Origin of the sequence: Streptomyces sp. NPDC001380, from assembly GCF_042895785.1 — a bacterium.
Lineage (GTDB): Bacteria > Actinomycetota > Actinomycetes > Streptomycetales > Streptomycetaceae > Peterkaempfera.
Window position 1 is genome coordinate 1 of record NZ_JBIAWP010000042.1, and the last position, 18,671, is coordinate 18,671.

The window sequence follows — 18,671 nt, forward strand, 5'->3', positions numbered from 1 at the left end:
GTGATCGCCCCCCTGGTCCTGGAGGGCGTGGCCTGGGCGCTGCTCAAGGGCGCCGAGGCCGCCATCGACGACGGCCGCCCGTCCTGGCACTACCGGCTCGGCGCGCTCCTCCAGGCGTGCGTTGCCGCCGGCATCTCCTTCGACCACGGCAGCCACGCCTACGGGATGGCGACCGGCCTGGGCGGCGCCCTGTGCTCGCTGATCGGCCCCGCGATCTGGGACCTGCACGAGCACGGCCGGATCGCCAAGCGCGACGGCAAGCCCACCCGGGCCCAGCGCCGCGCGGCGAGGAAGGCCGCCGCCGAGACCGCCCGCCGGGACGCCGCGGCCGCCGCCGAGCGGGAGGCCCAGCGGCAGGCCACCGAGGCCAAGCGCGCGGGCGAGTGGGCGGACGTGTGGAAGCGCGCCGTGGCCCTGTCCGCGGCGCTCGGCGAGCAGCACGTGAGCGAGCCGACGTGGAAGCGCGCGTGGGACGACGTCCACGGCACCGCGCTCGGCGACACCGCCGAGTCCATTGCCGCCCGGGTCGCCGCGAAGGCCCGCGCGAAGGAGGCCGGAGCGGCCCCCGTGGAGACCGCAAAGCCGCAGGTCGAATCCCAAATCCCCCCGGCCGCGAAGAAGGCCGCCAAGACGGCCCTCGAGGGCCGCGTCGACGGCCGCCGCAGCAACGGCGGGCGCCCGCCGCGCCGCACCGCCGGCGACACCCTGCGGTACTCGCCTGCGGCTCGCAAGGCCGCTCGCGACACCGCCCTGCGTGCCACCTCCTGAGCACGGCCCGGGGCCGGGCTCACCGACCAAAGCTCGCCCGGCCCCGGCACTCCACCAGTCCGTCCGACAGACCAAGGAGCACCCCAGTGTCCGACACCCTGCGCCGTCCCGGCACCGACACCCCCGAGGAGCGCCCCGTGGGCGACCTGGTCGACCTCGACAAGCACCGCCGCGGCCCGGCCGCCCCGGTCTCCGACTCCGTCTACGCCACCGTTCCCGCCCCGGCCGCCGACCCCTCCCCCGCCGACGTCCTGCCGGCCGAGCTCCCCGAGGACCCGGACGGCGACCGCCCGTTCGTCCCCGCCTGGGCGCGCCACCCCGAGGGCCGGCGGGCCGCCCGGGTCCGGGCCCAGCGCCGCACCCGCCGGGCGGTGCGCCGGTGGGCGTCGCGGCAGCGCACCGAGCGCGGCCACCTCGCCCAGGTCGCCCGCGGGGTGCGCCGCTCGGCGGAGTGGGTCGGCGGCATCGAGGGCGCCCACCTGGCCGCCGCCCGCCACCAGGCCCACACCGCCACCCGCGAGGCCCGCCAGGCCGCCCGCCGCGCCCGCTACACCCTGGTGCCCGCCCAGCGCCGCGCCGCCCAGCAGCACGCCGACCGGGCCCAGACCGTCGCCGTGGCCGCGGTCGCCGCCCACGCCAAGGCCAAGGCCGAGGTGCGCCGCGGCCGGCTGCTGCGCGGCTCCCTGGTCTGGGGCCTGCCCGGCCTCGCCGACGGCGTCGCCCTGCTGGAGGGCGGCTGGCCCGGCCTGGCCGCCGGGACCGCCGCGGTCCTGGGCGGGTTCGCCCTCGCCGGGCGCCGCCCGCTGGCCGAGGAGACCTGGAGCGACGAGGAGCAGCGCGTCCTGGGCGACGGCGACCCGCTGACCGACCGGATGCTCGACGCCGCGTTCCGGGCCGCGAAGGTCATCGGCGACGGGGAGTCGCTGCGGCTGGTCACCCCGTGCATGCGCGACGTCGCCGCGTGGACGGTCACCGTCGACCTGCCCGCCGGCCGCACCGCCGCGAAGGCCGCGGCCGCCGCCGACGCGCTGGCCGCCGCCCTCGGGGTCGAGGCCGCCCAGGTCCACCTCTCCCGGGCCGGGCGGGCCGGACGCCTGCACCTGTGGGTCAGCGACGACCTGCCCTTCACCGGCAAGGTGGCCCCCGGCCCGCTGCTCAGCCGCGACCGGCCCACCTCCCTGTGGGAGCAGGTCGCCATCGGCGTGACCGTCCGCGGCGACCGCTACAGCATGAGCCTGGTCGAGCGGTCGCTGCTGGTCGGCGGCGAGCCCGGCGCCGGCAAGTCCGCCTCCGCCAACGCCGTGCTGCTGGGCGCCGCGCTCGACCCGACCGTGATCCTGTCCCTGGCCGACGGCAAGGGCGGCGGCGACCTGGAGGACTACGCGCCGCTGGCCACCCGCTACGAGGGCGCCGCCGACCCCGAGGCCCTCTACGCGCTGCTGCAGGACGTCCTGGCCGACATGGGCTCCCGCTACGCCCTGCTCAAGTCGCTGGGGGCCCGCAAGGTCACCGCGGCCCTGGCCGCCGAGCACCCCGAGCTGCGGCTGCACCTGCTGTGGATCGACGAGCTGATGTACTACACCACCGACGAGGAGTGGGGCCGGAAGATCGTGGCCGCGCTGCGCAACATCGTCTCCCGCGGCCGGGCGGCCGGGATCATCACCGGCGCCGCCACCCAGAAGCCCGGCGCCGACGTCGTCCCCTCCTCCCTGCGGGACCTGCTGTCCATCCGCTGGGCGCTGCGCTGCACCACCCCGCAGGCGTCCGACACCATCCTCGGCCAGGGCCGCGCCGCCGCCGGCTACACCGCGACCCTGATCGAGCCCCAGATGCGGGGCGCGGGATGGCTGTTGTCCGAGGGCGCCGAGCCGGTGATGGTCCGCTCCGACTACTACGACGACGGCCAGGTCCGCGCCCTACTGCAGCGCGCCCGCATCTGGCGCGAGGCCGCCGGCACCCTGCCCGGCCAGGGCCCGACCCTCGCCGAGCGGCTGTGCAAGCGGGGCGGCGACGGCGAGCTGCTCGCCGTCCTGGTCGAGGAGTTCGACCGCCGCGACGACGCCGAGTGGCTGCCCGGCTCGGTCCTGGTCGACGCCCTGCGCGCCGCCGGGCACGACGTCACCCCCGAGCGGCTGGCCGCCCTGGTCGTGCGCTCGGACGCCGACAAGGCCAAGCGCGCCTGGGAGGGCTCCCGGGTCTCCGGCTACCCGCGGCTGCTGGTCGCCGCCACCGCCCAGCAGCTCCTCACCGAGGGCTGAGCAGCCCGGACGGCGCCCGGACGGCCGCCCCGTTTCCGCAGGTCACGACCCGGACGGGGCGGCCGCCGACCCGGACACCGACCCCGGGACCCGGACGCCGGCCCGGACACCGCGTCCGGGGTCCGTCCGGGTCCCGCCCGGCCCTGACCTGCGCAGATGCCCGCCCGTCCGGGCACTGTCCGGGTCTACGAATCACCCCAAATCCTGACAAGGAGCCCCCGTGATGGAGCCCGCCGTCTACACCCCGCAGCCCCTCGCCCCCGCCGACCCGGCGCCCGCCCCCGTGGTGCTGCCGGACGGCCCGCTGACCGTCGCCTACCTCCCCGGCCCGGACGGGCGGATGGTCGCCGCCTACGTGCCCGCCCACGCCCTGGCCGCCGCCCCGCAGCCCGCGTCCGCGTCTGCGATCGCAGACGTCGACCCCGCGCCGAGGGTCGTGCGGACCGGCCTGGACCCGGTGGCCCAGCGCCTGGCCGGGGCCGGCGTCGCTGCCGCCGGGGTGGGATGGGGGGTCGGCGAGGTCGTCTCCGCGCTGGCCGGCGCCACCTCCTCGGTGGCCCTGATCGCCGCCGCGGTCGTCGCGGTCAAGGTGCTGCCCGCCGCGCGCCGCACCACCGTGGTCAACCGCACCGAGCACCACCACCACACCACCGCCACCGGCCTGTTCGGCCGCGCCACCTCCCGGGTGGACCACCGCCAGAGCGGGGGCCGGTGATGGCGCCCGACCTCAAGCTCGTGGGCCTGCTCCTCCTCGATGGTGAGCCGGTGGCCTGCCCCGGCTGCGGCGGGGTCGGGGCGCTGACCCTGGACCGGTGCGGGCCTCGCGAGACCTGGCCCGCCCGCCTGGGCTGCACCACCTGCGGCCACGCCGCCGACCACCCGGTCATCACCAACGGCCTGGTGGCGGCCGCGCTCGCCGCCTGCACCGGCCGCACCACCGCCGCCGACCGCGACACCTTCGTGGCCGAGTGGCGGGGCCTGGTCCTGGAGGGCGAGCGGCAGCCGGAGCTCACCCTGGACGACGTCCGCGTCGTCGCCGACCAGTTCCGCGCCGAGGGCAGGAGGCGTGTCCGGGCCGGGAAGGCCGAGGTGCGCCGCTCCGCCCGGTCCTGGTGGCGCGGCCGCAAGCGGGCCGCTCGCGAGGGCGCCGGGCAGGCCGCCGGCCGGGCGTCCTCCGCCGTCCTGGCGGCCGCCTGGCAGGCCCGCACCGGCGGCGCCGGACCCGAGCCCACCCCCCGCCGCCGCGGGCGCCGCTGCCCGGTCAAGGGCTGCCGCAAGGGGATGGTCACCATCACCACGAAGCTGCACTCGGGCGACGGCAAGACCCGCGAGGTGAAAGTGCCGTGCGCGGCCTGCCAGCGTGCCGGAGGCCGGCCGTGACCGCCTCTCGCACATCTCGCACCTCTCGCACCCCGGGCGAGGACGGGGTCATACCCGCCTACCGGTGGCGCTGCGCCCCCCTCGGCCTGGCCACCCGCCGCCAGCTGCGCGCGGTCGGCCTGCGGCCCGGCGGGCAGGACCCCGTCGCCGAGATCGTGTGGCGCCGCGGCCGGCGCACCGCCCACCTGTACCGCGTCGACCAGGCCGCGCCGGTCCGCCCCATGACCCCCGGCCGGGTCCGCGCCCTGGCCGCCGCGATGCGCGCCCGGCGCACCTGCCCCGACTGCGGCCGCGACGCCGGGTACGTCATCCCCCGCTCGCTCGGCTGCTGCTGGCCCTGCTCCGGCGAAGCCGCCCACGCCGTTTCCTGATCAGGCCGATACCGCCCCGCCCAGGCCCCCGCCGGCACCCCGCCGCCGGGGGTCTCGCACGTCTCGCACCCCCTGTGCCCGGGTGCGGGCGGCTACCGGGCACGCTGCACGTCGACGACGCGCACGTCCCCGGTCTCGGGGGCGCCGAACGGCTCCACGGTCACGCCGTCGCGGGTGGCGGTGACCTCCAGCACCAGGTGGCCGCCCATGAAGCGCAGGTCGACCCGGGCCCGGGGCTCACCGGGGCGCTGCGGCATGCGGTGGATGCGCTCGGCCGGGTAGTCCAGGCCGGTCAGCTTCGCCTGCAGCGCCTCGTAGCCGGTGACCGCGGTGCCGCGGAGGGCGGCGGTGATGCGGTCGGCGTGGACGGTGCCCTCGCACGCCTCGACCTCGCTCAGCGGCACCTCGCGGGGCGCACCGGTGCGGACGGCCGCGGTCGACGCGGGCGGCTCGGGAGCGTCCGCGGGGAGCGGGACGGCGATGTCGCCGTGGGCGTCGGGGGTGCCGGGCGGGGTCTGCCCCGACCCGAACCGCGGGGTCTGCGGGCCCTCCCACCCGGGCAGGTCCTCGGGCCGCGGCGCCGCGTCGCCCGGGCGCCGGACCGGCAGGCCCTGGGGCGCGGAGGCGTCGCCCTTGTCCCCGAGCGTCCGGGAGGCGCAGTCCTGCAACGTGCGGTCGATCAGGTCGAGGAAGCGCATCTGCGGGTCTCCGGCGATTGCTGCGGCGTCCCGCCGGGCGGCCGGGGCGTGGGCGGCGGCGGGGGCCGCGGAGGCGTGGCCCGCGCCGGCGTCGGCGGCCGGGGCCGAGGTGCCGCACGCGGAGAGGACGGCGCAGCCGAGGGTCGCGGCCAGCAGGGACTTCGTGAGGAAGATCGATCGCATGGCTGAATCATTGGGCCGGTGATCATCGCCCCACCTGAGTACCCGTACTCACCTTCACCTGGGGTGGGACTCAACCGCACGAGTGCCCGCTACCCGGGGGGCCTCGCGCGGGTCCGCGCGCGCGAGGGGGCGGCGGTCTCAAAAGTCGCACCGACCGGTCGCCGACGGCCCCGCGCGCAGGTGGGTCCGGACCGACCGACCGGTATGCGGGCAGGGGGATTGGCCGACCCGCGGCCGCCGTTTCGGGGGCCCCCGAAACCGGGGCGCCACCCACGCCGGCGGGGTCGCGAGTTGGACCGATTGGACCGACCCACGTGCGCGTATGCGCGCGCGTGGGACGGTCCAGGTATTCCAGCCCCGCGGCAGGAGGCACCGCACGCGGCGGGCCCGGACGGGCGGTCGCGGGCCGGGGCGTTCTGCTGCCTGCCGCGGGGTCAGGCTGGCAAGGTGGGCGGGCGACAGAGGCTGAGCACCAGCAGCGGCACACGGGGTGCGAGACGTCGCACCTCTCGCACATCTCCGACCGAGGGGGAGTCATGACGGGGCCGGACCAGTTGCGGGCCGAGCTGGCGAGGATCGGGCGGCAGCACGCGCGGGTGCGCCAGCAGGACCGGAAGGTCTCGGCGCGGGCGAAGGCGGCCGCCGCCGAGGCGTTCGAAGTCGGCATGTCGGCAGAGGAGATCGCGGCGCTGACCGGCTACCAGGCGTCGGCGGTCGCGCGCTGGCGGACCAGGGTCGAGCGGGCCGAGCGGCGCGGAGCCCTGGCGACGCTGCTGGAGAAGTGGCTGCGGCTGGGCCGCTGAGTGCCACCTCTCGCACCTCTCGCACCCGTGCGAGCCAAGCGACACAAGGCCCAGTGCAGGGTGTCGCACTTGTCGCACAAGTGCGACGGCTACGCTGCGGCGGCATGAAGACCACCACCGTCACCGCGGTGACGAACCAGAAGGGCGGCGTCGGCAAAACGGCGACGACCATCAACCTGGCCGGCGCGCTCGCCGAGGCCGGGCACCACGTCCTGGTCGTCGACCTGGACCCGCAGGGCCACCTGACCGACGGGCTCGGACTGGACCAGGCGCCGACCGGCGACGGCGCGGCGAGCCTGTACCGCGCACTGATCGGCGAGTACACCGGCCCGGTCGCCGACCTGATCGCCCCGCACTCCCAGCCCTCCGGGCGCCTGGACGTCGTCCCGAACAGCATCGAGATGTTCATGGCCGTGCGGGAGCTGGACAAGCAGCGCGCCCGCGAGCACCGCCTCGCCCGGCTGCTGTCGGTCTTCCGCGACGTCTACGACCACGTCCTAATCGACGCGCCGCCGAGCCTGGACATCCTGACAGACAACGCGCTGACCGCCGCCGACGGCGTGGTCATCCCCGTGCAGGCCGAGGACTCCAGCCTCAAGGCGCTGCGGCTGCTGCTGCCGCAGATCGCCTCGGTGGACGCCGACCTGCGGGAGACCCCGCTGCGGCTACACGGCCTGGTCGTCTCCCTGCTGCGCCGGCCGACCAACAGGCTCGCCGATTCGGTGCTGGCCGAGCTGGCGAAGCTCGACGGGCTGCCGATCCTCGGCTCGGTCCCGCTCGGCGTCGTCGTCACCGAGGCGTGGCGGTACGGCCGGACCGTCGTCGACTACGCCCCCGACTCCGAGCACGCCGCGGTGTACCGCGCGATGGCCAAGGCCCTCGAGGAGGCGCGGTGAGCCCGGGCAAGCAGCTGCCGCCGCCGTCGTCCGGCGGGGCCGACCTCACCGCGCTGCTGCGCAGCCGCCACGTGCCCTCGGACGCCGCTGCGGCACCGTCGCCCGCCCCGGCGCCCCGGAAGGCCCCGCACGGGCCGTCAGAGGCCGCACAGCGCCCCGGGAAGGGCCCGGCGGCCGTCATGGACCGGCGGTCCTGGTACATGCCCAAGGAGGCCGCCGACGCGCTCGCCCAGGCGGTGGAGGAGCTGCACTATGCGACCCGGCGACCCAAGCACGTGGTGATGGCGGCCGTGGTCCAGGTCGCGCTGGCGCACCTCGACGAGGTCCAGCGACGGGTGGAAGAAGGCCAGTAGCCGCAAAGGGTGCGAGATGTGCGACAGGTGCGAGAGCTGCCCGCTGCAGGGCGATAGCCGGGAGGGACCCGCAACCGGGGTTCCGCCCGGCTGAGGAGTAGCCGGCGGCGGCCCGGCCGGGGACGGACGGCTCCCCGGCCGGGCCGCGTGCGTCACCGTTTGCGCCTGCCCTTGCGCTTGCGCTTGCCCTGCTGGTTGCGGATGCCGAACACGGCCCCGCTGAGCACGGAGGCCACCGTGGTGGCCTCGGGGGCGCTGGCCTTGCCGGAGAGCACCAGGACGGCCACCAGGACGACGAGGGCGTAGAGGGGGAGCTGTACGGCGAGCCCGGAGCCGGTGCGGCGGCTGGTGCGGCGGCTGGTGCGGGGCTTCTTCGTGGGCGTGGTCACTTGAGGGTCCTCCGTGAGGTGCGGGCCGCGGCTGCGGCCGGGCATTCCTCACGGTGCCCGCCAGGATTTCTGTGGCACTCACTCATGCCGGCGCCCCGGCGACCTCACGGTGGAGCACCGCAGGACCTACTGCTCCGCCTTGCTCCCGGGGCCGAGGATGCGCCGCAGCGAGGCCGCGCCGGCAGGGCGAGGATGCCAGCCCGCCTCGCGGGTGGGGACCGGCACCGCGGGCTCCGCGGGCAGCCGCCGGGACCCCTCGGGGGCGTCCTTGGACGACTGTGGCGGGGTGATGGGTCCGGGCCCCAGCGGGCGGCGCGCAGCACTCACCCGCCGATCATCCCGCGCCGGGCCCGCCGCGAGGGCCGCTGCCGATGCGGAGTGTCATCGACCGCCGGGTCAGATCGAGATGTTCAAGTCAACGGACTTGGGCTGCCCATCCAAGCAATCGGTCGACGAGGACCTGCTGGGCCCTGGATTGGCAAGTCATCTTTCTACATAGCTTTCTTAGATTAGCCATCTAACCGGTGATCTTAGTGTTTTCCTAATTAGTCATCTTAAGGCACCCGCTGATCGCGCAAGTCAGAGTGCCCAAATCTATCTGCCGACGGCGATGAGACCCACAAACCTATGGCATGGTGGACACCGTGACGACATCACAGGTCTCCTCCAACTCGCCGTCAGTACCGGCGCAGGGCAAGCTCAGCCAGCCCCAGACGATCAAACTCATCCTGGACCGGTCGCAGCGTCCGACCCGTACGGTGCCGATCCGCCGGACGTTCCTCCAGCAGGGGGCCAGCACCGGTCCGAAGACGCCGGGACCACTGCACGAGTTGGTGCGACGCTCGCAGAAGCGCGCGTTCGACCTCTACATCCTGGTCAGCGCCGTCACCAGCGGCGGCGACTTCTCCGTCACCGAGTGGTCTACGACCTGGGCCCGGTCCGTGGGCATCTTCGACGAGACCTCGGGGACCGCAGCGGTGTCGCGGGCGTGGAAGGTGCTGGAGGAGCTGAACCTCATCTCCCGGAAGCGTGGCAAGGGGGGGAAAACCGTCATCACCAAGCTCAACGAGGACGGATCAGGATCCCCGTACAGCCCGCCGGCGGGTGGCGAGCCGTACTTCCAGCTCCCCTTCGACTACTGGGACAACAACTGGCACAACACCCTGAGCCTGCCGGGCAAGGCGATGCTCCTCGTGGCCTCCAGCCAGCGCAAGACCGACTTCACGCTGCCGCAGGAGCGGATGCCCAAGTGGTACGGCATCTCCCCTGACACTGCCGGCAAGGGCATCAGGGAGCTGATCAACAACAACATCCTCGTCCACACCGGAGACGAGTGGTACGACACGCTCAGCACCAGGTCAGGGCGCGCCTCGCGCCCCCTGTACGCGCTGTGGCCGCCCTTCTCGCCGCGCGGCCTCGGCACTCCGACTCCGGACACCGAGGCCGGCGTCGTGACGACTTCGGGGTCGTGAGGCCCCGAAACCCGAAACGCCGCACCGCTCCTCCCGGGGCCAACCAGAAGAAGAACGGTGCGGCATCAAGGCCAGCAGGGTTGCTGGCAGAGATGGAGTTACCCCTTGAAGAAGCTCCCCATCATGTGGTTCCGCAAGAAGCGGCCCACCGTCAACCGTACGACCACGCCGCGGCCGGCCTGGCGCCGCTACGGCCGGGTGGGGCTGATCAACGCCTGGAAGGGCGCCGCCTTCACCCTGGGCGGCATCATGATCACCTGGCTGATCCCCTGGCTCAAGCCCTGACCCAGCGCGGGGCTGCGGGCGACCGCAGCCCCGCCCATTCCGGCCGCGGAGAACATGACCGCGCCCGACGGCGGGATGCCCGCCCGCTGCTGCCGGTGCGACCGCTGCGCGGTCGAGCGCGACCGGGCGGGGAGTAGTCGGCGGCGGCCCGGCCGGGGACGGACGGCTCCCCGGCCGGGCCGCGTGCGTCACCGTTTGCGCCTGCCCTTGCGCTTGCGCTTGCCCTGCTGGTTGCGGATGCCGAACACGGCCCCGCTGAGCACGGAGGCCACCGTGGTGGCCTCGGGGGCGCTGGCCTTGCCGGAGAGCACCAGGACGGCCACCAGGACGACGAGGGCGTAGAGGGGGAACTGTACGGCGAGCCCGGAGCCGGTGCGGCGGCTGGTGCGGCGGCTGGTGCGGGGCTTCTTCGTGGGCGTGGTCACTTGAGGGTCCTCCGTGAGGTGCGGGCCGCGGCTGCGGCCGGGCATTCCTCACGGTGCCCGCCAGGATTTCTGTGGCATTCACTCATGCCGGCGCCCCGGCGACCTCACGGTGGAGCACCGCAGGACCTACTGCTCCGCCTTGCTCCCGGGGCCGAGGATGCGCCGCAGCGAGGCCGCGCCGGCAGGGCGAGGATGCCAGCCCGCCTCGCGGGTGGGGACCGGCACCGCGGGCTCCGCGGGCAGCCGCCGGGACCCCTCGGGGGCGTCCTTGGACGACTGTGGCGGGGTGATGGGTCCGGGCCCCAGCGGGCGGCGCGCAGCACTCACCCGCCGATCATCCCGCGCCGCCAAGTCCGGAGTCGGAAGGCCGCTGCAGTCACCGCGCGTGATCCTGGCTCGGCTCCCGGGTCCGGCCTGTCGGCCGGTGTCGTCTCCTGGCACGGCTGTCACCGTTGAAATCCCCTGACCAGCAGTGTAAGTTTTTCCACGGAAAGACTTACAGGATCATGGCAGCAGGGGGACCCGTGAAGCTCGTCGCCTACATCCGCGTATCCGGGGCCGGCCAGGTCTCCGACGGCTACGGCCTCGACGTCCAGGAGAAGGCCGTCCGCGCGTGGGCCAAGACCCACGGGCACCGCATCGTCCGCATCGTCCGCGAGGAGGGCGTCAGCGGCGCCACCGAGGCGCTCGACCGCCCCGGCCTGTCCGAGGCCCTGCTGATGATCCGGGAGGACGACGCCGAGGGCCTCCTGGTCCCCCGCCTGGACCGGCTCGCCCGCGCCCTGACCGTCCAAGAGGCCACCCTCGCCATCGTCTGGCGCGACGGCGGCCACGTCTTCACCACCGACACCGGCGAGGTCCACCAGGACGACCCCGACGACCCGATGCGCACCGCCATGCGGCAGGTCGTCGGCGTCTTCGCGGAGCTGGACCGCCGGATGGTCGTCAAGCGGCTGCGCGACGGACGCACCGCCAAGCGTGCCGCCGGCCGCAAGTCGGTCGGGGCCTACGCCTACGGCACCCACGGCGAGGGCGAGGGCCGGGAGCGCGACGCGGCCCCCAACCCCGCCGAGGCCGCCACCGTCGCCCGCATACTGGAGCTGCGCGCCGCCGGCAGGTCCTACCGGGCCATCGGGGAGCAGCTCGACGCCGAGGGGCTGCGCCCGCGCCGGGCCGCGACCTGGTCCGCGATGACGGTCCGCTCGGTCTGCCAAAAGCACGGGGCGGCCTGAGACCGGCAAGCCGCTGACCTGTGAGTAAAAACCTTCTCTACGGGTTCAAGGGTCGCTGCGCGGCCGCCCGGCCGCGCTCCTGTCTCCGCCCCGCGCCGGCCGACGGCCGCGACCGCGGACCGCCGAACCGGATGCCTAGCCGTGGACGGGTCGGTTCAACGCGGCCAGGACCCGCTGCAGGCAGACTCCGGCACGGGTGTGCCCCGCGAACAGATCCGCCAGCACCCCGGCCACCACCTGGGCCTCCCGCACGGTAAGCAGGCCCTCCGCTATCGCCCGGTCACGACCGTAGGCCGCGTCGGTGGCCTGCCCAGACGCCACGAGCGCCGCACACAGCCGCTGGAGGGCCTCGTAGGACTCCTGGGCCAGCGGAGGGACCGAGGCGGTCAAGATGTCGACACCGGCCCGCCACAGGCCGCTGGGACGCCGCTCCACCCAGACCACCGGACGATGCTCCGACTTCGCCGTCGCCCAGAGCCGGTTGAAAAGCTCGACCTCGCCCGTAACGTCCACCACGTCGTGGTGTCCCTCCACGCACAGATGAGCCCTGTCCCAGACCGCCACGACATTCCTCCTGCTCCCCCCATGCCGGATCCGGACCACCGCTGAGACGGTCGAGCCAACCGGACCCGCTCCCTCGCCCAGCCTCCCGCACAAACCCGAGCAGCAGACAGCAGAGGCAGGACTGGGCACCGGTGAAGGCTCCCCTCCTCTCACGGGCCGACCGACTGTCACCGGGGACCCAGCCGGGTCATGACGCCCGCCCCCGACGCCATAAGTCATGACGCCCCGACCGTCCGGCAGTCCGCAGGTCAGCCACCGTGCATTGACCATGCCGTGCCACGCCACCCCGACAGAGGCTGCCCCCCTCACCCGCGACCCCGGCCGGGCCACGAGACAAACCGCTCCCGCTGACCCGTAAGACCCGCGAACATGCCAGCCCAGAAGACATGCCAACAGGCCGCCCCACGACACACGCCGCTGCTGCGCCGCGGGCCTCTGTCAGCGGCCATCTGCGGGTCAAGACAGAGCGGAGCGGCTGCGCCGCACCACATCGGAGCGGCAGCCGCCAACGGGCGTACAGCGCCGCTGCCGGAGCGGCGGGGGGTGGGTGGCTGTTCTGAGGCTAACCACCCCCCGGCGGAGGTTTCCGGGTGGCGGGGACTGTTGGCCGAGCGCGGCTCTGACCTGTGGATTCCATGATCATGTTCCACGTGTTCCACGTCTTCCGAGAAGTCACTACGCGTAGGGCATAGCTGTTTCTCTGGAGAACGTGGAACAGGCGGAACATGATCTTGAAACGGGAGGGTTGCGGGGCATGAAAGAGCCCCCGCTGGGTGGCCAGCGGGGGCGGAGAGAGGGGCTCAGTCAGGGGTTGCTACTCGTCTTCGATCTTGACCCCATCCTCCAGGAATCGAACACCGAGCCACGCCCAGTAGGTCGACGGGACGGTCGGGGTATCCCACTCGGACAAGGAGCGAGGGGGGCGGCTGAGGCCGGAGGTAGCCCGGATCTTCCTGCGCTCAGCACCCTGGGCGCTTGTCTCATCATGGCCACCGAACCGAGCGGTGAAGGTCTTGTCCGACCACTTCTGGTGACCCCTGCTGCTCAGCCAGCCGTTGAAGTCGTCGAAGAGCTCCCGGGCGAGCACGTGCGAGTCGGGGTCGGCCTCGATCCGGTCCTGCCAGTAGGACAGCACCAGGTCGGACTCGGCACGCCAGGCCCTGCTGTCTGCGGCGACGCACGCTGGCGGGGTCGGCATCACCTTGTCGGCCGCGTACCAGCGTCGGGCTCCCTCGATGAGCCAGGTGAGGACAGCCTGCCGCTGCTCCATCCCCCACTTCATGCGCTCCCGCAAGCCCGGGTCACCGCGGCGCTCGTTGGGGTGCTGCGGCTCCTGGTGGGCCTTGAGGAACTTGTACGGGAACTTGAGCAGCATCAGCCGACGCCACGTGCCGTGGTCGGTCTCCTCGACGACCGGCAGGTAGTTGGTGGACAGGAACACGCTGTGTGTGGCGTCCCACTCGACGGTGTCCTGCCGGATGTAGCGGGCCTTCATCCGCGACGTGCCGATCACGTCCTTGAGCCGCTTCACGGACAGCTTGCGGCCTTCTGGCAACTCCTCCGCGACTGCGAACCGGGCCCCGCGCAAGTCCATCAGCTCAGTGGGGTGCGACCCGGGGTCGGCCAGCAGAACGCGGTCGGAGAGGAAGACTTCGTAGTCACCCAGGCACCGGGCGATGCTCTCCAGGACGGTCGACTTCCCGTTCTCGCCGCCGCCCTGGAGGAGCAACAGCGCGTCGTCCGGGGTCATGTGCCCGGTGATGCCCTGGCCAGCCCTGATCTGGAACCAGTCCCGGGCTTCTGCTGGCACTGCCTCGAGGGCCTTGGTCCAGTCTGGGTGAGTGGCGCCAGGGACGTAGGCCACGGCCGTTACCTTCGTCAGGTAGTACCGGGGAGAGTGCGGCCGGACTCCACCGGTGGGCAGATGAACCACGCCGCTGGGGGTGTTGAGCAGGTCGGGCTGAGTGTCGAACTGGTCGTCGCGGACCTGCACCACGCCCTTGCACAGCTCGACCACGGCAGTGATCCGGGACTTGGACAGAAGGCTCATCAGCTCCTGCCGCTTGCGCCAGTCGGTGTCCGGGGCGCGCAGCTGGTCGTTGACCGACTCGAGCAGGAACTGCCGCACGTCTTCGATCACGGTCTGCTGAGGGCTGCGCTCCCAGCGGATGCCGCTCCACCGCATCCACCCGAGGCCAGCAGACCAGCAGTAGCGGTCGTGCATGACCATCTGTGCAACCCGCTCAGCGAGCACCGCGTCGGTCATCTCGGTGCCGCCGCCGGCCTGTGCGGCGGCAGTTGCCTTGGCCTTCTTCTCAGCGGCCGCTGCTTCTCGCGCGGCTTGAGCAGCGGTCTTCTGTGCGGCGGCTTCCTGCTCTTCCTTCCAAGCGACGAACGCTGCCAGCTGCTCCGAGTCCGCGCTTTCGAGGGCCTGCCGAGCCTTCTCCTGGCGAGCCTTGTCGCGCTGGAAAGCCTGGAAGGCTACGACCTCTGCCTCAGTGGTCACGCGGCACCCGCCTTCTGGCTGGGGCGCTGCACCGAGCGACGCAAGGGAGTAGGGGGCAGTAGAAGGGTGCTGCATGCGAGGGTGCTCCTCGGGTGCCATGCCCCGGGGCGGTGGTGCGCTGCCGGGGCGATCTGCATTTCCGAGGCGGTGTCTACGGAGGTCGATGGCTTAGTGTCGCGTCCTGCCAGGGTCACGCGGCACCGCCGATGGTCCCGGCCTGCGTGCCGCGCGCCCACCCGGACCGGATCGTCCGCAGCGCCGCACGGTCTCCGCCGTCCATGCCGCACGCCTGAGCCGCCGCCAGCAGCTCCTCTTCAACGGCCTGCTCGGTCAGCACCCGGGGTGCGGTGGCCGCCAGCTCGCCGAGGTGCCGGGCCCGTGCGAACAGCATCCGGTTCCGCTCGCCCTCGGCCGCGCCGGCGACATCGTCGGCTGCCCCTCGCAACGCGGAGGCCGCGTACCGCTCCGCCCGGGTGGCGAGGTGTACCGCCGCCCACCCTGCCGGGGCCGGCGGCCGCTCCCGGACGGGCGGAGCCGACGGGCGGAGCAGCTCCAGCAGCCACCCGGGCAGCGGCCGCGGGAGAACGTCGGGCGGGCTCACCCGGGTGTAGGGGCGCCCCTGTGCCGCGCTGTAGCTCCCGGCCGCGATGACCAGGCCGCCCACGCCCCTGACGTCGACCAGCGGGCCCAGGTGCGGGGCGGTGGGGCCCTCCCCCGTGGCGCAGCCGATCGGCTCCCCCTCGGGCTGCTGGAAGTACAGGTGCATGCCGCCGGAGGGAGTCAGCACGGTGTAGGTCTCCGGCCACTCTGCCCCGGCCGCCGTCATCAGCCGCTCCAGGACGTCGGTGCCGCCGAAGCAGCCCGCCCACCGGCCTGCCGGCTCCGGGGTGCCGGCCTTCGGCATGTCGAGGTCGACCACCACCAGCGACCTGGTGAGGATGCCGACGTGCGCCCGTCGGTAGCGGCCGCGCCACCACTGCTCGACCTGGTCCGGGTCGGAGAACGGGGCGAGCTGCTCCAGGGTTGCGTCTGCGCCGAACCCCCCGATGAGGGGCCGCTTCTCCGTGCGGCTGCATGGGATCACTGGGGCGCCGCGGCGCAGCCAGGTCAGGGCGACGGCCAGCTGGTGCGCCCCGACGTTGGCCGGCGGCCGCCGGGTGAGCTCGGCCGTCGCAGTGCTGGCGCGGGGGGTGGAAGGCCCGTCGGTGTCAGTGCCACCGTTTACGGTGGCGTTGCTGGTGACGGAAAGGTTCGTTGACCTGCGGTTTTCGAACACGGGGGCTTCTCCGTGGTCAGGGCCGCGGCCAGGCGAGAGCTGCGCCATCCATGCCCAAAACAGGCTCCCACTCTCATAGGGATGCGGAGGCTTGGGTACGGTAAAGGTGTAGCGCAGCTCTTGCGCTGGGCTCACGACCAGAACTTGTGACAGGGCTCTCGGTCGTATTTCTCCCGGGTGGCCGTCCTGTTCCCGCAGGGCGGCCCCCAGCACGTCAGGCGGCGGTTTCGCTCATCGCCCCCCACGTCCTCTCGCGCTCCAGTCGTTCCATGTCGTCCCGGTTGACCCGGATGCCTCGCCCGGTCGGTCCGGTCCGCAGGACGCGCAGTCCTCGGCCGCTCGCGACCCATCGGTACGCCGTCCGGGTCGAGATCCCGTACCGCGCAGCGATCTCGGAAACGGTGAGCCACTCTCGTTCACCTGCCATCTGCCGTACCTCTTTCGGTCGAATGCGCCGCTTACTGACTGTAGCGACTGGGGCCGACAGCGGGATCTTGTCTGGGTCGCGTCGGTTGTGTCCTGTCGTGCGTGGTCCATCGAGACACATGGTGCCGCTTGTGTCTCGCGATGCTTGCCCTGCATAGGGGACGGTGGAGGCCCCCGAAGTGTTACAAGGTCTCGGGATCTTTTTGCGAACGGGAAGTCAGGTCTCTTAACGCAGCAGGTCAGGGCAGGCTCCCCCGCAATGGCACGTCGTCATAGACCAGCTTCAGTCGGTCCGCTGGGGCGACTGCGAAAAGTACTTCCAGCACCCGCCGATCCTGCGCCCGGGTGACTCGCTGCAGCGCCAGGACCGGGACGCTGCCGCCGATCCGGAGCTGCGCCGCCTCCTCTGCGGTCGGCATCCTCGACGTCACCTGTTCGCTGATAGTGGTGGGCGTTACACCGGCTCCGGCGAGTGCGCCGTAGATGCCGCCGTTGACCTTCCCGTTTCCAGCTAGCCCTGCCTCATCTGCAAGGTCGGCGGGGTACCAGGCCTGCTGCACCTGGACCACGTCTTCCTCGATCGTGGCCTGCCTTCGCCGGCCCACCAGCTCCGTGCCGACCGGCACCTCGAGTAGGTCGGCCAGCTCATCGTTGGCTGGTGCCCGGTTCACGCCGGTCATGACCATGCGGCCGTCCAGTCCCTGGGCGGCGCACGCGCTCTCCCACGGCCCCCGGGTCCCGCCGGGCTGGAGAACACCGCTGTACCTGCTCAGCGGGATCCGGATTGGGCTGCGGTCCCGGACGACCGTGCCCCGCTTCTTGATCGGTACGACCAGCCCTTCGTTGGTCAGTTCTGCGATGGCGGCCCGCACCGTCTGGCGCGCCAGACCATGAGCCTCCATCAAGTCAGTGATCTTGGGGAGCACCGATCCCGGCGGAAACTCCCCGCTCTCGATGCGTCGCCGCAGGTCGGCGGCGAGGTCACGGTATCCGCGCATGGCCACTCCTCTCGTCTGCTTCTGAGCGTAAAGGCTACCCCTATTGACACGCCATAGGGCTAGCCCTCAATCTCGAATAGGGCTAGCCCTGGCTTAGCAGTCGGGGTGCCCTGAGACGCAAAACGGCTCCGGTGGGCGAACACCGGAGCCGTCTGACGGGCCGTTCCATCGAGAGGAGCACGACCCATGCACCACGCTACCCACCCCCTGAGCCCCGAGCAGCAGGACCTGGCCGCCCGCCTCTACCTGCAGCTCTCGGACCGGGTGCTGCGTCAGGTGGCCGCCTCGCTGCGCCCCGCCGACGAGCACCTCGCGGAGGACCTGGCGCAGGACGTCTGGCTGGGCCTGCTGCAGTACCTGCGCCGCGGCAACACCGTCGCGAGCCCGGCCGGCCTGCTGGCCTCGATGGCCCGGCACCGGGTCGCGGACCACTACCGCTCCGCCTGGGCCCGCCGCGAGCAGGCCGTCGACTTCGCCGAGCCCGGCCAGGACCGCCGGGTGCCGGCGGCCGCCTCCGCCGAGGCCGTCGCCCTGGCCGCCGACGCGGTCCGAGAGCTGGTGGCGGCATGAGCCGGGGGACCCGTGCCGTGCTGGCGCTGCTGCTGATCGCCGCCGCGCTGCAGCTCCCGGTCAAGGCGTGGGCCACCGAGGCCGCCGTCGCCGTCCTGGGCTGGGCCGCCGGCCACACCCCGGCCGCCTTGCTGGCCGCCGCGGCCTTGGTGCTGCTGCGGTCCCTGCCCGGCGCCTCGCGGGCGGTCGCCGCCCTGGCGGGGGACCGGGCGGCCCGGCTGCTGGCGGGGGGTGCCCGGTGACCGCCGACGCCCGCGAGGCCGCGGCCGCCGCCGCTGCCCGCGCCGCCGCTGCTGCTGCCGCCGCCCGCGCGGCCGCCGAAGCCGCCCGCCAGGCCCGTGAGGCCGCCGCCCGTGCTGGAGGAGCCCGATGACCCGCCGCGACCTGCTCGCCACCGCCGTCTACCGCACCGCCGAGTACAGCCATCTCGCCGTGATGGTCGCCGCCGCCCTGCTCTCCGTGCACCTGCTGCAGGGCCACGGCCTCACCGGCTGGCCCCTCCTGGCCGCCGCGGTCCTCATCGGGGCCGGGGCCGCCCACCTCTACGACGCGCCGCTGCCCTTCACCGACTGGTCGCTCGCCGACCTGGTCGCGCTGCCCGTCGGCCCGGTCACCCGCTGGGCCGGGTGGACCCCGATCGACGACGACGAGCCCGTCGCCTCCTGACCGCCGCCCCGGCCGAGGCGCCGACCGCGCCCCGGCCCCGACTCCGATGAGGAGCATTCCGTGACCGTGACCGAGATCCGCCCCGCCGGATGGGCGGAGCAGTCGGCCAAGGCCGCCAAGCTGGAGGCCGAGGCCGAGGCGGTCCGCGCGAA

Annotated in this window: 23 protein-coding genes and 1 pseudogene; 14 read left to right on the forward strand and 10 right to left on the reverse strand. The window is 73.5% G+C overall.

Going from position 1 to position 18,671, the window contains the following annotated elements:
• The 5 genes and pseudogenes from ACFY07_RS27770 to ACFY07_RS27790 all read left to right on the forward strand — a co-directional run.
• A pseudogene (locus tag ACFY07_RS27770) lies at window positions 1-768 on the forward strand (hypothetical protein); the annotation flags it as partial.
• Window positions 769-854: 86 nt separating this feature from the next.
• Window positions 855-3,026 (forward strand): FtsK/SpoIIIE domain-containing protein, encoded by a 2,172-nt coding sequence (locus tag ACFY07_RS27775; protein ID WP_390872300.1) that lies wholly within the window; start codon window positions 855-857, stop codon window positions 3,024-3,026.
• A 220-nt stretch (window positions 3,027-3,246) separates the two neighbouring features.
• Window positions 3,247-3,741, forward strand: a complete 495-nt coding sequence (locus ACFY07_RS27780; protein WP_390872301.1) for a hypothetical protein — start codon at window positions 3,247-3,249, stop codon at window positions 3,739-3,741.
• Window positions 3,741-4,406, forward strand: a complete 666-nt coding sequence (locus ACFY07_RS27785) for a hypothetical protein (RefSeq protein ID WP_390872302.1) — start codon at window positions 3,741-3,743, stop codon at window positions 4,404-4,406. Before ACFY07_RS27780 ends, ACFY07_RS27785 begins: the two co-directional genes overlap by 1 nt.
• On the forward strand, window positions 4,403-4,777 hold the full coding sequence (locus ACFY07_RS27790) for an RRQRL motif-containing zinc-binding protein (RefSeq protein WP_390872303.1): 375 nt from the start codon (window positions 4,403-4,405) through the stop codon (window positions 4,775-4,777). The genes ACFY07_RS27785 and ACFY07_RS27790 overlap by 4 nt, the downstream gene beginning before the upstream one ends.
• A 92-nt stretch (window positions 4,778-4,869) precedes the next feature.
• On the opposite strand, the gene ACFY07_RS27795 is transcribed toward ACFY07_RS27790, so the two are convergent.
• The gene (locus ACFY07_RS27795; protein ID WP_390872304.1) at window positions 4,870-5,658 is read right to left on the reverse strand and encodes a hypothetical protein; all 789 of its coding nucleotides are present in this window, start codon (window positions 5,656-5,658) and stop codon (window positions 4,870-4,872) included.
• A gap of 536 nt (window positions 5,659-6,194) precedes the next feature.
• On the opposite strand from ACFY07_RS27795, the gene ACFY07_RS27800 reads away from it, so the two are divergent.
• From ACFY07_RS27800 to ACFY07_RS27810, 3 genes are all read left to right on the forward strand, one after another.
• On the forward strand, window positions 6,195-6,461 hold the full coding sequence (locus tag ACFY07_RS27800) for a helix-turn-helix domain-containing protein (RefSeq protein WP_390872305.1): 267 nt from the start codon (window positions 6,195-6,197) through the stop codon (window positions 6,459-6,461).
• Window positions 6,462-6,565: 104 nt separating this feature from the next.
• Window positions 6,566-7,357 carry a ParA family protein gene (locus tag ACFY07_RS27805; protein ID WP_390872307.1) on the forward strand — a complete coding sequence of 264 codons (792 nt, stop codon included), beginning with the start codon at window positions 6,566-6,568 and terminating at the stop codon, window positions 7,355-7,357.
• Entirely contained in the window at window positions 7,354-7,710 is a 357-nt protein-coding gene (locus ACFY07_RS27810) for a hypothetical protein (protein WP_390872308.1), read from the forward strand. Before ACFY07_RS27805 ends, ACFY07_RS27810 begins: the two co-directional genes overlap by 4 nt.
• Window positions 7,711-7,862: 152 nt before the next feature.
• Here ACFY07_RS27810 and ACFY07_RS27815 read toward each other — a convergent pair whose 3' ends face one another.
• Together ACFY07_RS27815 and ACFY07_RS27820 are read right to left on the reverse strand one after the other, a co-directional pair.
• On the reverse strand, window positions 7,863-8,099 hold the full coding sequence (locus tag ACFY07_RS27815; protein WP_390872309.1) for a hypothetical protein: 237 nt from the start codon (window positions 8,097-8,099) through the stop codon (window positions 7,863-7,865).
• 126 nt (window positions 8,100-8,225) lie between these two features.
• The gene (locus ACFY07_RS27820) at window positions 8,226-8,426 is read right to left on the reverse strand and encodes a hypothetical protein (protein ID WP_390872310.1); all 201 of its coding nucleotides are present in this window, start codon (window positions 8,424-8,426) and stop codon (window positions 8,226-8,228) included.
• 317 nt (window positions 8,427-8,743) lie between these two features.
• On the opposite strand from ACFY07_RS27820, the gene ACFY07_RS27825 reads away from it, so the two are divergent.
• Together ACFY07_RS27825 and ACFY07_RS27830 are read left to right on the forward strand one after the other, a co-directional pair.
• On the forward strand, window positions 8,744-9,571 hold the full coding sequence (locus ACFY07_RS27825) for a hypothetical protein (protein ID WP_390872311.1): 828 nt from the start codon (window positions 8,744-8,746) through the stop codon (window positions 9,569-9,571).
• Window positions 9,572-9,676: 105 nt separating this feature from the next.
• Window positions 9,677-9,856, forward strand: coding sequence for a hypothetical protein (locus tag ACFY07_RS27830; RefSeq protein WP_390872312.1), 180 nt, complete (start codon window positions 9,677-9,679; stop codon window positions 9,854-9,856).
• Window positions 9,857-10,044: 188 nt separating this feature from the next.
• Here the strand turns inward: ACFY07_RS27830 and ACFY07_RS27835 are convergent, their stop codons facing one another.
• Window positions 10,045-10,281, reverse strand: coding sequence for a hypothetical protein (locus tag ACFY07_RS27835; RefSeq protein WP_390872313.1), 237 nt, complete (start codon window positions 10,279-10,281; stop codon window positions 10,045-10,047).
• A 126-nt stretch (window positions 10,282-10,407) separates the two neighbouring features.
• Window positions 10,408-10,608: a hypothetical protein gene (locus tag ACFY07_RS27840; RefSeq protein ID WP_390872310.1), complete on the reverse strand. Its 201-nt coding sequence runs from the start codon at window positions 10,606-10,608 to the stop codon at window positions 10,408-10,410.
• A gap of 179 nt (window positions 10,609-10,787) precedes the next feature.
• Between ACFY07_RS27840 and ACFY07_RS27845 the strand changes: the two genes are divergently transcribed.
• Window positions 10,788-11,513, forward strand: a complete 726-nt coding sequence (locus ACFY07_RS27845) for a recombinase family protein (RefSeq protein ID WP_390872314.1) — start codon at window positions 10,788-10,790, stop codon at window positions 11,511-11,513.
• A 135-nt stretch (window positions 11,514-11,648) separates the two neighbouring features.
• On the opposite strand, the gene ACFY07_RS27850 is transcribed toward ACFY07_RS27845, so the two are convergent.
• The 5 genes from ACFY07_RS27850 to ACFY07_RS27870 all read right to left on the reverse strand — a co-directional run bounded on the left by ACFY07_RS27850 (window position 11,649) and on the right by ACFY07_RS27870 (window position 17,283).
• The gene (locus tag ACFY07_RS27850; RefSeq protein WP_390872315.1) at window positions 11,649-12,077 is read right to left on the reverse strand and encodes a hypothetical protein; all 429 of its coding nucleotides are present in this window, start codon (window positions 12,075-12,077) and stop codon (window positions 11,649-11,651) included.
• An 814-nt stretch (window positions 12,078-12,891) separates the two neighbouring features.
• The gene (locus ACFY07_RS27855; RefSeq protein WP_390872316.1) at window positions 12,892-14,583 is read right to left on the reverse strand and encodes a phage/plasmid primase, P4 family; all 1,692 of its coding nucleotides are present in this window, start codon (window positions 14,581-14,583) and stop codon (window positions 12,892-12,894) included.
• Window positions 14,584-14,773: 190 nt separating this feature from the next.
• Window positions 14,774-15,859 carry a bifunctional DNA primase/polymerase gene (locus tag ACFY07_RS27860; RefSeq protein ID WP_390872318.1) on the reverse strand — a complete coding sequence of 362 codons (1,086 nt, stop codon included), beginning with the start codon at window positions 15,857-15,859 and terminating at the stop codon, window positions 14,774-14,776.
• A gap of 214 nt (window positions 15,860-16,073) precedes the next feature.
• Window positions 16,074-16,286, reverse strand: a complete 213-nt coding sequence (locus ACFY07_RS27865) for a helix-turn-helix domain-containing protein (RefSeq protein ID WP_390872319.1) — start codon at window positions 16,284-16,286, stop codon at window positions 16,074-16,076.
• 238 nt (window positions 16,287-16,524) lie between these two features.
• Window positions 16,525-17,283, reverse strand: a complete 759-nt coding sequence (locus ACFY07_RS27870) for a GntR family transcriptional regulator (RefSeq protein ID WP_390872320.1) — start codon at window positions 17,281-17,283, stop codon at window positions 16,525-16,527.
• 186 nt (window positions 17,284-17,469) lie between these two features.
• On the opposite strand from ACFY07_RS27870, the gene ACFY07_RS27875 reads away from it, so the two are divergent.
• From ACFY07_RS27875 to ACFY07_RS27885, 3 genes are all read left to right on the forward strand, one after another.
• The gene (locus ACFY07_RS27875; RefSeq protein WP_390872321.1) at window positions 17,470-17,853 is read left to right on the forward strand and encodes an RNA polymerase sigma factor; all 384 of its coding nucleotides are present in this window, start codon (window positions 17,470-17,472) and stop codon (window positions 17,851-17,853) included.
• A complete protein-coding gene (locus tag ACFY07_RS27880; protein ID WP_390872322.1) occupies window positions 17,850-18,095 on the forward strand; it encodes a hypothetical protein in 246 nt (81 codons plus the stop codon). The genes ACFY07_RS27875 and ACFY07_RS27880 overlap by 4 nt, the downstream gene beginning before the upstream one ends.
• A 127-nt stretch (window positions 18,096-18,222) precedes the next feature.
• Window positions 18,223-18,519 (forward strand): hypothetical protein, encoded by a 297-nt coding sequence (locus ACFY07_RS27885; RefSeq protein WP_390872323.1) that lies wholly within the window; start codon window positions 18,223-18,225, stop codon window positions 18,517-18,519.
• The last annotated feature ends 152 nt before the right edge of the window (window positions 18,520-18,671 follow it).

Excerpts from the sequence above, each read along its gene's own strand:
- ACFY07_RS27785 (WP_390872302.1), top strand. The coding sequence starts at position 3,741 with ATGGCGCCCGACCTCAAGCTCGTGGGCCTGCTCCTCCTCGATGGTGAG.
- ACFY07_RS27795 (WP_390872304.1), bottom strand. The coding sequence starts at position 5,658 with ATGCGATCGATCTTCCTCACGAAGTCCCTGCTGGCCGCGACCCTCGGC.
- ACFY07_RS27800 (WP_390872305.1), top strand. The coding sequence starts at position 6,195 with ATGACGGGGCCGGACCAGTTGCGGGCCGAGCTGGCGAGGATCGGGCGG.
- ACFY07_RS27805 (WP_390872307.1), top strand. The coding sequence starts at position 6,566 with ATGAAGACCACCACCGTCACCGCGGTGACGAACCAGAAGGGCGGCGTC.
- ACFY07_RS27845 (WP_390872314.1), top strand. The coding sequence starts at position 10,788 with ATGGCAGCAGGGGGACCCGTGAAGCTCGTCGCCTACATCCGCGTATCC.
- ACFY07_RS27865 (WP_390872319.1), bottom strand. The coding sequence starts at position 16,286 with ATGGCAGGTGAACGAGAGTGGCTCACCGTTTCCGAGATCGCTGCGCGG.
- ACFY07_RS27870 (WP_390872320.1), bottom strand. The coding sequence starts at position 17,283 with ATGCGCGGATACCGTGACCTCGCCGCCGACCTGCGGCGACGCATCGAG.
- ACFY07_RS27875 (WP_390872321.1), top strand. The coding sequence starts at position 17,470 with ATGCACCACGCTACCCACCCCCTGAGCCCCGAGCAGCAGGACCTGGCC.
- ACFY07_RS27880 (WP_390872322.1), top strand. The coding sequence starts at position 17,850 with ATGAGCCGGGGGACCCGTGCCGTGCTGGCGCTGCTGCTGATCGCCGCC.
- ACFY07_RS27885 (WP_390872323.1), top strand. The coding sequence starts at position 18,223 with ATGACCCGCCGCGACCTGCTCGCCACCGCCGTCTACCGCACCGCCGAG.